10 protein-coding genes are annotated in these 16745 nt (G+C 38.8%); 7 read left to right on the top strand and 3 right to left on the bottom strand.

Annotated features, from left to right (window positions below; genetic code table 11):
- Positions 1-10 precede the first annotated feature (10 nt).
- Positions 11-997, bottom strand: a complete 987-nt coding sequence (gene pfkA / locus IV512_RS00565) for a 6-phosphofructokinase (protein ID WP_100869002.1) — start codon at positions 995-997, stop codon at positions 11-13.
- A gap of 227 nt (positions 998-1224) precedes the next feature.
- On the bottom strand, positions 1225-5658 hold the full coding sequence (locus tag IV512_RS00560; protein ID WP_371743238.1) for a translocation/assembly module TamB domain-containing protein: 4434 nt from the start codon (positions 5656-5658) through the stop codon (positions 1225-1227).
- Between the two features lie 88 nt (positions 5659-5746).
- Between IV512_RS00560 and tsaD the strand changes: the two genes are divergently transcribed.
- Entirely contained in the window at positions 5747-6781 is a 1035-nt protein-coding gene (gene tsaD, locus IV512_RS00555) for a tRNA (adenosine(37)-N6)-threonylcarbamoyltransferase complex transferase subunit TsaD (protein ID WP_209399658.1), read from the top strand.
- Between the two features lie 71 nt (positions 6782-6852).
- Positions 6853-7560: a 16S rRNA (uracil(1498)-N(3))-methyltransferase gene (locus IV512_RS00550; protein ID WP_209399656.1), complete on the top strand. Its 708-nt coding sequence runs from the start codon at positions 6853-6855 to the stop codon at positions 7558-7560.
- Here the strand turns inward: IV512_RS00550 and IV512_RS00545 are convergent.
- Complete coding sequence (locus IV512_RS00545; protein ID WP_209399654.1) at positions 7557-8357, bottom strand: thioredoxin family protein; 801 nt, start codon at positions 8355-8357, stop codon at positions 7557-7559. The genes IV512_RS00550 and IV512_RS00545 overlap by 4 nt on opposite strands.
- Positions 8358-8399: 42 nt before the next feature.
- Between IV512_RS00545 and IV512_RS00540 the strand changes: the two genes are divergently transcribed.
- The 5 genes from IV512_RS00540 (at position 8400) to IV512_RS00520 (ending at position 16710) form a co-directional block, all read left to right on the top strand.
- Complete coding sequence (locus tag IV512_RS00540; protein WP_209399652.1) at positions 8400-9050, top strand: DUF4159 domain-containing protein; 651 nt, start codon at positions 8400-8402, stop codon at positions 9048-9050.
- A 54-nt stretch (positions 9051-9104) separates the two neighbouring features.
- Positions 9105-10205, top strand: coding sequence for an AI-2E family transporter (locus tag IV512_RS00535; RefSeq protein ID WP_209399650.1), 1101 nt, complete (start codon positions 9105-9107; stop codon positions 10203-10205).
- 7 nt (positions 10206-10212) lie between these two features.
- Positions 10213-11406 (top strand): class I SAM-dependent methyltransferase, encoded by a 1194-nt coding sequence (locus IV512_RS00530; protein WP_209399648.1) that lies wholly within the window; start codon positions 10213-10215, stop codon positions 11404-11406.
- Between the two features lie 386 nt (positions 11407-11792).
- On the top strand, positions 11793-14996 hold the full coding sequence (locus IV512_RS00525) for a TonB-dependent receptor (RefSeq protein WP_245224637.1): 3204 nt from the start codon (positions 11793-11795) through the stop codon (positions 14994-14996).
- Positions 14997-15000: 4 nt separating this feature from the next.
- Positions 15001-16710: a RagB/SusD family nutrient uptake outer membrane protein gene (locus IV512_RS00520; RefSeq protein ID WP_209399646.1), complete on the top strand. Its 1710-nt coding sequence runs from the start codon at positions 15001-15003 to the stop codon at positions 16708-16710.
- The last annotated feature ends 35 nt before the right edge of the window (positions 16711-16745 follow it).

The following is a 16745-nucleotide window of genomic DNA, read 5'->3' as shown; positions in this document are numbered from 1 at the left end:
AGAATTATAATTACGTTGTCATTATTTCAGAAACCCTGATGAGTTCCTTATCTATTTTTGTATGCCCCTTAATCGCTTTGCTGATCGGGGTAAGAATAATTTTATTGTTTTGAACGCCTACCATGAAGTTCGATTGGCCCTCAAGAAGACTCTCTACGGCTTTAACACCCATTCTACTGGCCAAAACCCTATCATAACAAGACGGAGCCCCACCACGCTGCATATGGCCAAGCACAGAAACTCTTACATCGTAAATCGGTAAATGCTCTTCAACATATTCTTTAAGTTCGAAAACACTTTTACCTATTTTATCACCTTCCGCTACTACAACTATACTTGATGACTTACCTGATATTTTACTGCGTTTCAAAGACTCTAAAAGACGCTCTAAACCTCGATTCTCTTCAGGAATCAATATCTCTTCAGCACCGGCACCAACCCCAGTGTTCAATGCAATATGGCCAACATCTCTACCCATAACCTCAACGAAGAACAGTCGGTTATGTGAACTTGCCGTATCTCTAATCTTGTCTATAACTTCAACCACCGTATTCATGGCAGTATCATAACCAACGGTGTTCGATGTACCGAAAATATCGTTATCAATAGTGCCCGGTATGCCTATTATAGGAAAGTGATATTCTTGATTAAATATCATGGCCCCGGTAAAACTTCCGTCACCGCCAATTACCACAAAGGCATTTATACCCTCCGCGGTCAATTGTTCGTAGGCTTTCTTTCGACCCTCTGGGGTTCGAAAATCATCACAACGGGCCGACTTTAGAATTGTGCCTCCTTTGTTGATAATATTATTTACGCTTCGCGCATCCATGGGTTTGAAATCACCCTCGATCATTCCCTGATACCCCCTGTAGATTCCAACGCAATCTACCTTCATATAGGCACAAGTTCGAACGACCGATCGAATGGCCGCATTCATGCCCGGAGAATCTCCTCCAGACGTTAAAACACCTATCTTCTTTATCTCTGAAATCATTGAAAAAAACTAAGTTGCAATAATAGCAAACTTATTTCAAATTTAAGCTCGGAAGGATATCAAATTTACATCAAAGATTGTTACGAAAACGATTTAGCAACAATTATCAGAAAAGCCCCGTAATTTTTACGGAAATCTTATTGTTCAATTACAATTAACAATTAGATTATTGACACTTAATAAGAGAAGCAATCAGTGACAAATTCAGGAGAATATTGACATATGCTTTATTTCAACCTTTTTTCTTTTGCATAAAAGCGAAGTAGACTGTCTTTACCCATAACTGCTGTGGGGACTGCATTAGGAGCAGGAATTTCTTTTTTGGGTTGTTCCCCACCCTCTTTTTTAAGTAAATTTTTAAAAAGTTCTCGAAAACTATTGAAATCAACTTCGTATTGAATACCTACACCTTGAGTGTACCCCAAGCGATCAGCCAAATATTCTTGAATTTCATTTTCACGATTAAAGAATTTGGCACTTAAGGTACCCTCTTCATTAAGTAACAGTTGAATTTCAAAATTACCGGCAACTACGGTCTCAGTAGTACCGCCAACCGGCACACCTACCCTGCCGTTGAACAATAAGCGGTCACTGATTTGCGTAGATACCGTGACCCCAATTCTATTTTCGGTCTGAAAATCGGCACTACGGTCCAAAACTCCCTGTTCGTACGAGAGTCCGAGGTTAAATTTATCATTTTCTCCCAAAACTTGATTCAACAAGCCAGAGGCCGACTGCAACAAGTTACCCGTAACGGCTTGCTGATTAATACCTGTCTGATCATTTACGAAAGACCCCTGAGCCAGCAGAAAAAGTGCATTCTGTTCCTCTACCGTAGGATCTTGAAGACGATATTCCAATTCAGATTGTATAATCGAATTTGTACCCGGGAAATCGATATTAAATTCAATATCGGGGCTCTCTAAATCATCGGTCAGCTTAATAACAACTTCGGTAGGAATTCTTCTGGTATACCCCGGATTATCAAGTAGAGGCGCAGGGTTAGCGTTCAATGAATAAACTGCTTCTAAATCAAGCGTAGCTTTTAGCGGCTCTCTATCCCAAACTATGGTTCCACCGGGTTTTACTTGAAAGGTCTTATTAATAACGCCCCCGAACTTATAATTGTATTGCCCGTTAACAACAACGAAATCTCCATACATTTCAAAAGCACCCCTGGTATTTATACGAATCAAAAGAATACCCACACCACTACCTTTTAAAGAGCTTCCAGTTCTGGTATCAGTCACGATTTCTACCTCGGCATCTGGTGTTACATCAAGGTCAAAAGCCAACTCTAATCCTTGAAATTCGTCTATGACCCGCGTTTCCTCAACCTTATCGTATCCGTTTTTCTCTACAAAATTGATGAAAGAATAATCTCCGATTGAAGCTACATCGCTTAATGGTATCTTCAATGATGTACCAGGCGCGGTCTCACCTTCCACTTTAATATTTAAAGCTTTCGTCGGACCGAATATTCTACCCTTTCCGTTTAAAAAACCTGTTCCATAGTACAGAACTTCTTCTTCAAAGTCGGTATTTAGAATGAGTAACCTATCATTATTGGTATCTACATTGAGGTCTAGCAACCAATTATCAAAAAAGGAGTGGGTAATCGTACCATCTAATGTGGCTTTTGTTTTCTTATCTACGTCGGTAATTTTGATATTGTCGAAATCAAAGGTCTGATTCGTCAAATTTACCCTTGAGTTTTGGGCAAAATCATAGTCAACATTTAAATACGGTATACCAATACCAGCATTATCAAGGGTAAGAATTCCACTAAACACGGGGTTATCAACGGGTCCGTCGATGCGGGCATTACCACTTACGTCACCACGAATATTACTGATTATTTCTTCACCTAAGGGTGCGAACGGTTCTAAATCAAAACCATCAAAGTTGACAAGCAATTTAGCTTCGGGCATATCGCCTTTGTTAAAAACATTGCCCACAATGCCTAATTTTTCTCGACCCTTATCAGTGATTTGAGAGTTGACTACAAAATCTGTTAAATCTTTATTACCGACAATACCCAACGACAAATCACCCAAGCGTATACCATTGATAGAAAAATCTTCTACCCCTAAGTTCGATGAAGGCAGGTAAACATTATCTTTTTGCAGAATGTTCAACGTACCATTCACCTCACCTTGCAATCGAAGACTATCTATGGCCGGGGTAATTTTGTTCAGTGATACTATCTTAAACTGAAGCTGTAAATCTTTATAAGTAGAATCAGCGAGCTCTCCCCTGAGGCGTATTTGCTCTTGCTCACTGTTATTCATCACAATCTCTTGAATACTAATACTATCTAGGGTACGGTTTACAATTACCTTATTTTTATTGTCACCATCTTTATTCAGCACCCAATTGTTACCCTTAAAACTTACATCGGAAGTCTTCAGGCCGATTACCGATTTATTCTCTTTATTAAAAGTGTGGTAAAAATTGAGATTATAGCTATCATTTAGATTACTACCACCCTTAAACTCGGTTCGAAAGAACAATGTATCTTTCAGCGTCGTATTAATAAGTTTAAAATCTTGTACGTCGTAATAGCTGGTCTTAAGGTCGCCTACAGAAACATAGGTGTTAAATAACGGGTTTTTATTATCTATTTTCACATCGATGCTATCGGCCTCATTACCGTAGGCAACGATACTGGGTGATTTGAAATTAAGCTTAAAATCTCCATCGTCGGCCACAATATTACCTCGAATAAAGGTATTTGGGTCAAATTTCACTTCTGGAAAGAAAACGTCTACAATCTTATTGTAAATTTTAAAATTAAAGGCTAAAGACTGCCCTCCTGAAATTTTAAATGGTCGGTAATTGGTATAAATACTACCTAATGAGTTCTGTACCAACTTACCCAACTCTTTCACCCTGAAATTACCCTTCATATACCCGGTGATAATATCAGGTGAGTTAATATCGATAATTCTTGTGGAATCATTTTCAAACGTTGAAGAAACCTTAAAATCTTCGAAGTAATAAGTGTCATTCTTATTCTCGAAAACTGTTTTGGTGAAATTGATGTCACCAACGAGATTATCTAGGGTATTTCCCGTGACATCCATATTAACATTACCCTTAAATATGGAAATGCTATCATTAATAAAATTCAACTTTTTCAAGTCTGCATAATCAACGGAGGCTATAAAATTAAAATCGTTTCGATTTTCCCCGAAATCGGCCAACCCCTTAAAACTGAACTTCAGGTTTTCATCATTGCTCAGCAGCGTACCGTCGAACAACTGCTCTTTCAAAATACCCGACACCTTTAAATCGTTGTATTCATAATTATTGAAGGTAACCGAGTAGACCTCACCGATTACTTCGGTATTAAGAGTTTCTTGCACAAACCCTTTTCCTTCTACATTAAAATCTAAACTGGTTTTACCCAACCGTTCATTTTCGACGAAATCACCTAAATCAAAATCGATAAGTGAAACAAAGCCTTCATAAGTGGCATTGTCGATATTATTTACATTGGTCAACACTAAGTCAGCATAGCTACTGCCAATAGCCGTATTCAAGTTGACTTTGGCATTAATAGATGTTTCTGTAATAATCGCATCACCACGAATTGTAAACTGCCCCAACTTTTGAAATGAAGACGGTAAGGATTTACCTAAAATATTAGGCATTAAAGACCGTAGCTCATAGTAACTAGAGGTCACATTTCTCATGTTAGCGAATAATGCAAACGGCTCGGCTCGGCTAAAGAGATTTTTGAAATTAAAATCACCGCGAATGCCCGTATTATCTGATTGGAGAAAAAGCTCTTCAGTATTCAGGTCATTTAACACACCCGAAACTTTACTTGAGAAGTTCACTTCTTTACCTCTGCCAAATTGATCATAGAGCATGTTAATTTCATCGAACGCTACTTTCGACTCATTAAATTCGGCTGTCAAATTCACTTTATTCAAAAAGTCGGCAAAATCTTTTCGCTCATAATTAAATACCAAATTGCCCTTTAAATGAGAACCATGAGTACTAATATAGAGCGAATCAAAACTCATTCGCTTTTTGGTGTATTTGAACTCGGTTTCTAACTGCTCTACATTTATACCCCGTTGACTCGCAAAAGACATTTTATTGATAGAAGCACTTACCTCTGGCCCCAAAATTTGAAAATCGTTTGCGTCTATATTCAAATTTTTGAAGTTCAACATCTCTTCAGTCGCTCGGTTTTCATCTAAAAGCTTGAATGTACTATTGGCTATAACAACATTTGATGAAGAAAAATAGAAGGGCGCAGTGCCCGGTTTACGAGGCTGACCATCATCAAGCTTATCGATAAACACCTCTAAATTGGTATTCTTATTATCACGATATGTTTTGAGCTTAAAGTCTAGCTTATCGATATCGATGTCACCAAATTCTAAACGACCGCTGACCAAATTTCTAATACTCAGTACCGATGTGGTCAGCCTATCGACATAGAACAACGTATCTTTTTGATAGTCTTCAATATAGACCCCCTCGAGATTGGTATCCCAAGAAATCAATGAAACTCGAAGCCTATCAATATTTATATTGGTACCAAAATCTTTGTTGATCGTATCGGTAGCATATTTTGCAAAGCTCGTTTGAACAAATGGCAAAGAGAGTATCAAAGTGCCCAAAACACAAATCAGCAGAACCACGAGAAGAGTTCTAACCAGTATTTTTCTAAGTTTTTTGATAGGGCTAATATGTTTTACCTTTGCGCGTCCAACTTTTATTCCAAACTCGGTGGAAAAAGAAACTATTTATATTCTAGCCATAGAATCTTCATGTGATGATACTTCTGCGGCAGTATTGAGCAACAAAAAAGTGTTGAGCAATATTACGGCAACACAGCAAATTCATGAGGAATATGGGGGTGTTGTGCCCGAACTTGCCTCACGGGCACATCAGCAAAATATTGTTCCCGTAGTGCACCAAGCTTTGAACAAAGCAAATATCGATAAAAAACTGATATCAGCCATAGCTTTTACTAGGGGACCAGGTTTAATGGGATCACTTCTTGTAGGCACCTCGTTTGCGAAGTCGTTGGCCTTGGGCTTAAATGTTCCGTTAATCGAAGTTAACCATATGCAAGCCCATATTCTAGCACATTTTATAGAGGAACAAAATGACGGTTCTCCTGAATTTCCATTTCTAGCTATGACCATTAGCGGAGGGCACACTCAAATAGTTCTAGTGAAAGACTATTTTGATATGGAAATTCTCGGGCAGACCCTAGACGACGCTGTTGGTGAAGCCTTTGATAAAAGTGCCAAAATATTAGGACTGCCCTACCCTGGCGGACCTCTTATCGATAAATACGCAAAAGCTGGAAACCCTGATGCATTTCCCTTTCCTAAACCCAAAGTTGATGAGCTAAACTTCAGTTTCAGCGGATTGAAGACAAGTATTCTTTATTTCATTCAAAGAGAAACTGCCGAAAACCCGAATTTCATCGATGAAAATTTGAATGACATTTGCGCTTCCATACAAAAAACCATTGTTGGCATCTTAATGGATAAACTTAAAAAGGCCGTTAAGCAGACCGGCATCAAACAAATAGCAATCGGCGGTGGTGTTTCTGCCAACTCAGAAATAAGAAGTGCATTGAAAGCAGGGGAAGCAAAATGGGGATGGAAGACGTACATACCTAAATTTGAATATTGTACAGACAATGCAGCTATGATAGGTATTGTAGGCCATCTAAAATACAAACAAAGGGTATTCACCGACCAATCTATCAGTGCAAAGGCCCGTTATATTCTAGATGCTCAAAATTGATTGATCGTTTACACCCCTCAGTTCATCTTAACTTAATTTGGTTATCGATTTTTTGTGCTTAATTTAGTCTTATGCAGCTTTTCTACAACCCACATCTCGACCAAAGTGTTTCACAATTCACGTTTCCTGAAGAAGAAAGTAAACATATAATACGTGTTTTACGAAAAAAGGAAGGTGACAGATTATGGGTGACGAATGGTAAGGGATATCTTTTTGAGACCGAAATAATGTCGGCAGAACCCAAAAGGTGCAAAGCCCAAGTCTTGAGCAGCGATAAGAAACACCAAAAAATGCACTGGTTTCATATGGCCGTAGCACCAACAAAGACCAATGACAGGTTTGAATGGTTTTTAGAAAAGGCTACGGAAATTGGCGTAAACGAAATCACCCCAATATTCTGTGAGCATTCAGAGCGTAAATCGATTAAAAAAGAACGGCTTGACAAAGTAATTCAATCGGCAATGAAACAGAGTCAACGTACCTATTTGCCAAAACTGAACGATTCAATGAGTTTTAATGATTTTCTGGAAAAAGAAAACTCGGGACTACTATTTATTGCACACTGCGAAGATGACGAAAAGATGGACCTCAAGCGCAGAGTCGCACCCGATAAAGATATCACAATTCTTATAGGGCCCGAAGGTGACTTTAGCTATAATGAGATTCGCTTAGCTTATGACAAGGGGTTTTTACCGGTTTCGCTCGGCGAGAGCCGACTACGAACGGAAACCGCAGCCTTGGTCGCTTGCACCACAGTCAACATCATAAACAATGGTTAAGATTTATCGATCAAACCACTCTGTGCAGCACCGGTAATCTTATATTCCTCATTCTCTACCAACACGATTAACTGCAACTTTTCACCTCTTTTTACCAATGATGGAATAGAAATACTCAACCTTCCCGTGGAGCCCAAATTTTCTTTGTATTTTTCAGTCACTACGATATTACTATTTACCAGTTTTCGGTTTCTATTTTCGCCTCTCTTCACATTTGTCACACGCTCATCCAAAACCAAAACAGCTTTCAATTGTTTACCGGTCAAAGCACCATGAACCAAATAATCAAACGAAATCATATTTGAGCTTGCTTCAACATTCTTCAGCACCACCGAGTTTTCCACTTTTGACGCACCATATTTGATAATGGCATTGTTCATATCACTAACGTTAGACCCAACAAAATGGGAATCACCATTTACCACCAATTGAGGGGTGTAAATTCTCTTCGAAGAAAATTTCCTGTTATAATATTTTTGTTTTTCGGTGAAAGCAGGATTGGCAAAGGGGTCTTCCCAACCTATATAATCCCAATAATCGACATGGTAAGATAAAGTAAAAAGATTCTCTTCATTCCGGGCTTTCACCTTATCCAATAATTTATCGGCCGGTGGGCAACTGGAGCATCCTTGAGAAGTAAACAATTCTAACACAACAATTGGCGCATAGGGCTCATCCGGAGTATTGTCAATACTATTTTTGTCTATCACGGATGAAAAGGAAAAGAAACTAATTGCCGCAAAAATCACTATCATCAAGAATACTATATTGATATACTTTGCTTTACTAAAGGTCATATTTCTTACATTTGAAGTATTGTGACAATAGGTCGTTTACTTATGAAGAAACTTACCTCAGGGCTCGTATTTATTGTACTTATAGGACTTTCAAGTTCATATGCTCAAGAAGTTGCCATACTCAAGTATAAAGGCGGAGGTGATTGGTACGCCAACCCCACGGCCTTACCCAATTTGATTCGATTTTGTAATCAAAATGCGGGTACGAAAATTGATGAAAAACCGGGTACGGTCGAAGTAGGCAGCAGTGCTATTTTTCAATACCCGTTTCTTCATATGACAGGGCATGGCAACGTAGTTTTCTCTGAGAATGAAGCAGAAAATCTGAGAAATTATCTTTTTTCAGGAGGTTTTTTACATATTGATGACAACTATGGTATGGCACCTTATCTTAAAAAAGCTCTTGAAAGCGTATTCCCTGATAAGAAATTATTAGAATTAGATCGTGAGCATCCGATTTTCAACAAATTGTTCGCCTTCCCCGAAGGGCTACCAAAAATACATGAACATGATGGTAAGCGTCCTCAAGCCTTCGGCATATTGCACGAAAATCGACTGGTATTACTTTTCACCACTGAAAGCGACCTTGGAGATGGTTGGGAAGATCCTAGTGTTCACAATGACCCAGAGGATATTCGCAAAGAAGCACTTCAAATGGGTGCCAATATTGTTACTTATGCCTTTGAGAATTAATTGTTTTTATTGACGAACCATCGTGGCAACCACATCAACCAAAAACTAATAGTAATGACCTCTAAGACAATTTCACAGGGCATTTTAAGAGCTGTCGGCATTATTCTAGGCATCGCTCTACTTTTATATTTTCTATATCAAATTCAATCGGTAATCGCCTACTTGGCCATAGCCGCAGTTATAGCGCTTATTGGCAGACCCATAGTGCTATTTTTACGTCGAAAGCTCAAATTACCCAACACCTTGGCCGTAATTTTGACCATGCTATTTATGGTAGCTATTTTTGCAGGTGTAATAGCTTTGTTTGTTCCATTGATTTCAGAGCAAGGCAAAAACTTATCGCTTCTTGATATCGATCAGTTAAAAGATAATCTAAATACGCTTTATCAAGAGGTAATGGCCTTTTTTGGGGCCACACCCGAAGTAGTGGATGAGATTATTCAAGAAAGTGACTTTGAAAAAAACATAGTAGATAGGCTAGATATTGGCTTCATACCCAATATTCTCAATTCGTTTTTAAATGTTTTAAGCACCGCCAGCATAGGCCTGTTTTCAGTTCTGTTTATTTCTTTTTTCTTTCTAAAAGACAGTAAACTATTTCAAAGAGGAATTTTAGCTTTCGTACCAAAAACCAAGGAGGGCGGTACGGTAAACTCTATTGATAAAATCAATAATTTATTGTCGCGTTACTTTGTTGGGCTACTACTTCAAATCTTTATTCTTTTCGTAATTTATACGATTACATTGCTAATTGTCGGCATCGAAAATGCTATTGTTATCGCCTTCTTATGTGCCCTCTTTAACATCATTCCGTATGTGGGCCCGATTATCGGTGGGGCCATTATGATCGTACTGACCATGACAAGCAATTTAGGCATGGATTTCAGCTCCGTTATTTTGCCAAAAACGGGCTACGTGCTCATTGGTTTATTAGTGGGCCAATTGGTCGATAATTTCTTTTCACAGCCGTTTATTTTTTCAAATAGTGTCAAGTCCCATCCCCTTGAAATATTCTTGATTATTATCATCGCAGGCTTGCTTTTCGGGGTGGTAGGAATGATTGTCGCCGTGCCAGGTTATACCGCCATAAAAGTAATTTTAAAAGAGTTTTTGGCCGAAAACAAGATTGTTAAGTCACTAACCAAAAGCTTATAGTTTCACTTTGAATAGTAACATACTAAATACTGGTGCACAAAATTTTATATCTGAAAATAAGAATACTGACATCGTGACAGTATTGCTTAAAAAGCCAATCTTTGAAGGTATTTCCAACAAAGAACTCGCCCAGCAAATTGAGTCTCGAAAAAAGTGCGAAAAAAAGCTACCTACTTGGTTCAAAACTCCTAAAATTTATTACCCGAAAAAGTTAAATATTGAACAGACATCATCTGAAATAACCGCTGACTACAAAGCGTCTATATGCAGTGGAAATTCGCTTGTAGATTTAACCGGTGGATTCGGAGTCGATAGTTACTTTTTCAGTAAGTATTTCGAACAAATTCTACACCTTGAAATTGACGAAGATTTGTCTAAAATAGCATCACACAATTTTGAAATTCTAGGCGCAAAAAATATACGTGCAAAAGCTCAAAACGGTATTGATTATTTAGAGAAAACAGAGAAGAATTTCGACTGTATTTATTTAGATCCCGCAAGGAGAAAAGAGGGCAATCAAAAAGTTTTTATGCTCTCTGACTGTACCCCTAATATTTTGAAACATCTACCTCTTCTTTTTTCAAAAGCTGAAAGGGTTTTAGTAAAAACCGCCCCCCTGTTGGATATTAGATTAGGACTTAGCGAACTAAAACATGTTAGAGAGATACATGTAGTGGCAGTAGAAAACGATGTTAAAGAATTACTATGGCTGATGGAAGATGGTTATCAAGGAAAAGTCAATATAAAAACCATCAATTTTACAAAAGGTGATACGCAAAAATTCAATTTTCATCTTGAAGAAGAAAGCCATGCCACCTCTGAATTCTCAAAAGCTAAAACATACCTCTACGAACCAAACTCAGCCTTACTAAAATCAGGGGCATTTAAATTTCTAGGTCAACAATTAGGGTTGGAAAAATTGCACGAACACACACACCTGTATACTTCTGATAAATCAATTGAGTTTCCGGGCAGGGTTTTTAAAATCATAGAAAAGATACCTTTTAACAAAAAGTCTTTGAAAGCACTCAACATTAAGAAGGCTAATATCACTACTAGAAATTTTCCAGAGACCGTTGCACAAATACGTAAAAAACTTAGAATCGCCGACGGTGGAAAATTATACCTTTTTTTTTGTAAAGAAATTAATCAAGAATTGGCAATTATGGTTTGCGAAAAGGTAACTTCTGAGGTAAAATGACTACCCTACCCTCCGATTAAATTTAGTTCTAAATTTATATCAATTATTAATCACCTCTTTAAATGATATTTTTTTAAACATAAGACAATTCCTACAATCATAGGTTTTTTTAAAGTATCTTCTAAAAATAATAATTTCCAATTTTAAGGTTTCTAAATTGAGACATCCGTAAGATATACAGGCTCTTAATACCAAAATACCATTAATAAGTGTTTTACCTACACCAAAAAGTAGGCTAAAATATAACGTTTGAGTAAGGTTTGTTCTCACAAAATTTTGTTATCATTATCGTTTAATTATAGTTTTTGTTAACATATAAGATTTCAAATCTTTATTAACAAAACAACAACTCAATATCATTTTTAAACTAACAAACAACAATGATTATGAATCAAAAACGCTATCCTGCTTTTGCAGGAAGACGGAGTGCATTACTACTTTCAATGTGCTTCATGTTCTTTGGTCTGGGAACACAAAGCTCCCATTCAAAAGAAAAAAACGTCAACTCTAGAAATCTCAACGACACTAAACCCCAAACAACGATTACAGGTACTGTAATTGATGAGGCAGGTCTGCCTCTACCTGGTGCCAATGTTATTGAAAAAGGTACTACAAACGGGACGCAAACAGATTTTGACGGAAATTTCAGCTTAAATGTTGCCGAGGGTGCAACATTGGTCTTTAGCTATGTCGGTTTTCGTAACCAAGAAGTAGCTGTTAATGGTCAATCAGCAGTGAATGTTACCATGACAGAAGACGCAGCTGCTCTTGACGAAGTCGTTGTCACTGGTTACTCTGTACAAACCAGAGGAGATCTTACGGGTTCAGTGGGTAGTGTAGATGTATCTGAAGCTACAAAAGCTCCAATAGTAAACGCTGCGGAAGCTTTACAGGGCAGGGTTTCGGGGGTAACCATTACCAATAATGGTGAGCCGGGGTCATCTCCCGTCGTAAGAATTAGAGGTTATGGAACGGGAAACAGTAACGATCCGCTGTACATTATTGATGGGGTACAGACCGATGATGCCAGTATTTTAAACTCCATTAACCCGGCAGACATTGATCAAATGAACGTGCTTAAAGATGGTGCCGCCGCAATATATGGAGCAAGAGCGTCCAATGGGGTTGTAATTATCACCACTAAAGGAGGTGGTTATAATATGGATACTTCTAAAATATCTCTTGATATGTACACGGGCTTTTCAAGAGCCTCTAATTTACCCGAGCTCTTGAATACTGAGCAACACGGTCAGATGATTTGGCAGAGTATTTTAAATGATGGAGGAAAGCCATCCCATCCTCAATACGGAGATGGTCCTAACCCTGTTACCCCAGACCAATTACAAAGAACGCCCGTTAATGCGCCTATTACCCCTGGAGGTGGTACAGATTGGCTTGACGAATTATACAGGACCGCTATTACACAAAATGCGTCAATTACTTTTGAAAATGGTAATGAAAAATCTAAAGTTCTATTTTCCGCTGGATATTTAAATCGTCAAGGTATTCAAATTGCCTCTGGTTTTAAAAGAGGTTCGGTTAGATTAAACTCAGAATTTAAAATTGGCAATCGAATTAGGGTTGGCGAACACGCCAATATTTCCTTTGACCGAAGAGCTGGAGGTCAATCATGGTATAATTTTGCCACGAGAATGTCACCATTGGTTCCCGTGTATGATGCCGAGGGTAATTTTGCGGGTAACTACAGTAATGACACTGGTCTTTCCAACCCGAACAACCCGGTTGCGGAAGCTAGTAGACAAGGCAATGATTTCAACAAAACATTTAGGGTTTTTGGAGATATTTATGCCACTCTTGACATAATAGATGGTCTTCAGTTCAAAACTTCAATTGGAGGTTCTATTAGAGCTTACAATGATCGTAGGTTTAGAGCTTTAATTCCTGAATCATCGGAACCCATTGCAACCAATACCCTTCGAGAAGCTGATCAAGATGCCTATGAATGGGTTTGGAACAATACTTTAAATTATAACAAATCTTTTGGTGACCATTCCATTAATGCCTTGGTAGGTATCGAAGCCTTAAATGTAACAGGTAAAGGAAAGGAAATAGAGAGAACCAATTATTTCTTTGAAACACCGGAGTACTACTTACTAAGTAATGGCGGGGGAACACCTAACGTGTCTTACGCCTATGACAATGCATCGTCTCTATTTTCTATCTTTGGCACAATCAATTATAACTATTCAGGAAAATACCTTTTGACCGCCACAGTACGCCAAGACGAATCCTCAAGATTCCTTGGAGACAATAAAAGCGACGTTTTTCCTTCTTTTAGTGGTGGTTGGGTAGTTAGCAACGAGAATTTCTGGCCAGAAGATTTTTTCTTGAACAGACTAAAGTTTAAGGGATCCTGGGGGCAGTTGGGTAACCAAACATTACCGGTAAACAACCCCACCTCAAATATCTCGGTCTTAAGTGATCAATACGCCAATTATGTATTTACCGGAAGTGGAGGGCCCACACAGGGAGCTATTTTAAATGCGGTAGGAAATGCCGATCTTAAATGGGAAACCAGTGAAACTACCAATGTTGGTGTAGAATTGAGCTTTTTAGAAGGAAAATTAAATCTGGCGGCAGAGTACTTTACGGTCAAAACAAAAGATTTGATCAATCAAGATGCCAGTCTGATCAGTTCTACTGCTATTGATGCGGCACCACCTTATGTTAATCTGGGTTCTATTGAAAACAAAGGAATCGATGCAACTTTAAGCTTTGCCGACGTTACTAAATCCGATTTTCGCTATGGTGTCGACATTAACTTCTCCAGTTATAAAAATGAAGTTACTGATCTAATCAGTGCTTTCCAGACCGGATTTGGTGGTTTTAGAACCACAGGAACCGTAACACGAACCCAAGAGGGACAACCAATCTCTTCATTTTATGGCAGAATTGTGGAAGGCATTTTCAGTTCGCCCGAAGAAGTGGCTGCACACCCTGACCAAGGGTTTGAAAACCCGGCAGACGGCGTTGGTAGGTTTAAGTACAAAAATCTTAATGGCGACAATGTCATTGACGATGCCGATAGAACATTTATCGGTTCTCCCCATCCTGATTTCACTTATGGTGTCAATCTAACATTGGGTTATAAAGGTTTTGATATGTCAGCATTCTTTCAAGGATCTCAAGGAAACGATATATTCAATAACGACAAGGTTTATACCGATATGCCAACCTTCTTCAATGCTAACCGAAGCACAAGAGTATTGGATTCATGGAGCCCGGAGAATTTGGACGCTTCATTACCGGCCTTAAGCCAGAGCATTACAAACAATGAAGGTACCGCCAATTCCTTTTATGTGGAAGACGGCTCTTATATGAGGTTAAAGAATATACAAATAGGATATACTTTCAACGAGGAGGTTTCAGGTATATTGGGAATGGACAGTATTAGGTTTTACCTGCAAGGAACCAATGTGTTCACCATAACAGGGTATGATGGGATCGACCCAGAACTAAGACCAAGATTTTTGGATAGCGGCGCCGTTGACAACCTTACCATTGGTGTTGCGGACAACAACTACCCTTTAGCCTCAATTTACTCATTAGGTGTTAATCTAAAATTTTAAAAAAATGAAAAGGAAAATAATATATTCAATTACGCTTACATGCATGTTGCTAGTTGCATGTAGCGACGATTTTACGGAAATAACCCCCACGGGCGCCCTTTCCGATGAGGCATTACAGAATGCCACCGGGGTTGATTTAAAGTTGACCGCAGCCTATTCCGTTTTAGATGGTGAACGCATCAACGCACAAGGTGAAGCAGTTTCACGTGGTGGTGACAACTGGTGGACAGACGTTGTATCAGATGATGCCCATAGAGGTAGTACGGATGGCGACAATACCGAATTATTTCAAATTGAGACCTTTGACTGGCAAACGGGCAATTCTTGGTTTCTTGGCCGGTGGAGTGCCTTGTATGCTGGAATAAACAGATGTAATGCCGTAATTGAGCTCATTAACCAAATTCCTGAAGGAGATTTTACGCAACAGCTTGGTGAAGCTCAGTTTTTAAGAGGATATTACAACTTTGATCTACAAAAACATTACGGGAATATACCTTTTATTTCTGTCGAGAATTTTTCGAACCAAGAGTTTAACCAACCTAATCCCGGCCCCATTTGGGTAGAGATAGAAGCCGATTTTCTTGCCGCAATTGAAAACATAGGTGAAGAAACCTCAGTAGGAAGGTCAAACAAGTGGGTGGCCAAAGCCTTTTTGGCAAAGGCCTATCTGTACCAAGAAAAATGGGATCAGGCCTTACCTCTCTTCCAAGATGTAATTGAAAATGGTCCATACAGCTTAAATGCAGAATATTTGGACAACTTTAGGTTAGCAGGGGAAAACGCTTCAGAATCTATGTTCGCAATTCAATTTGCCTCTGATTCCGGGCAATCCTACAACGGTAATGGTACGGGCACCCTAAACTTTCCAGGAGGTGGTCCGTTGGGAACCTGTTGTGGTTTTTATCAGCCTACACAAGATTTGGTGAACGCTTTTCAAACAGATGGCTCAGGATTGCCGCTATTGGACACATTTTATCAATCTGATGTAGCCAGCGATTACGGCATTAACAGTTCAGAAGAGTTTGTACCTCACACAGGCCCTTTAGATCCAAGGTTGGATTATACCGTATCTAGAAGGGGTATTGACTACAATGGTTTTGGACCCAACCCAGGAAAAGAATGGATCAGGGCAACTTTCCAAGATATTTCAGGGCCCTATTTACCTAAGAAAAATGTATATCAAGCAGATGAGGTAGACGCCCAGCGAGGTACTGGTGGTTGGGGATCGGATTGGTCCGGAATCAATTACAACATTATGCGCTTTGCAGATGTTCTATTGATGGCCGCAGAAGCAGCCGTAGAAAAATCGAGTCCAGATTTAGCTCTTGCTATGGAATATGTCAACCGCGTAAGAAACCGAGCCAAAAACATGACGTACGTAAAAGATACAGAAAGTGAGGCAGACGAACCTGCAGCAAACTATCAAATCGAACCTTATGTTAGCTTTCCTAATCAAGATTTTGCTAGAAAAGCCGTACGATTTGAAAGAAGACTTGAGTTTGGAATGGAAGGTCATCGTTTGTTCGATTTAAGAAGGTGGGATGTAGCACAGGAAACCCTTAGTGCCTATATACCTAGAGAAGCCGAGGATATCAATCAAGCTGATTACGGGTCTAAATTCAAGACGTATGAAGACAAGCATGACTTGTTTCCTATACCAATCAACGCTATTGATCAAAGCGGCGGCATTCTGGATCAAAATCCAGGATATTAATATCACATATCATTTAATAAAAACTTATCAAAAAT

Source organism: Pseudozobellia sp. WGM2, assembly GCF_017810075.1.
Taxonomy (GTDB): domain Bacteria; phylum Bacteroidota; class Bacteroidia; order Flavobacteriales; family Flavobacteriaceae; genus JADNYK01.
This window is presented reverse-complemented; position numbering and strand designations above follow the sequence as displayed.

What these genes read in the sequence shown, in the direction of transcription:
- pfkA (WP_100869002.1), bottom strand. Translation starts at nt 997, where the DNA reads ATGATTTCAGAGATAAAGAAGATAGGTGTTTTAACGTCTGGAGGAGAT.
- IV512_RS00550 (WP_209399656.1), top strand. Translation starts at nt 6,853, where the DNA reads ATGCAGCTTTTCTACAACCCACATCTCGACCAAAGTGTTTCACAATTC.
- IV512_RS00545 (WP_209399654.1), bottom strand. Translation starts at nt 8,357, where the DNA reads ATGACCTTTAGTAAAGCAAAGTATATCAATATAGTATTCTTGATGATA.
- IV512_RS00540 (WP_209399652.1), top strand. Translation starts at nt 8,400, where the DNA reads ATGAAGAAACTTACCTCAGGGCTCGTATTTATTGTACTTATAGGACTT.
- IV512_RS00535 (WP_209399650.1), top strand. Translation starts at nt 9,105, where the DNA reads ATGACCTCTAAGACAATTTCACAGGGCATTTTAAGAGCTGTCGGCATT.
- IV512_RS00525 (WP_245224637.1), top strand. Translation starts at nt 11,793, where the DNA reads ATGAATCAAAAACGCTATCCTGCTTTTGCAGGAAGACGGAGTGCATTA.
- IV512_RS00520 (WP_209399646.1), top strand. Translation starts at nt 15,001, where the DNA reads ATGAAAAGGAAAATAATATATTCAATTACGCTTACATGCATGTTGCTA.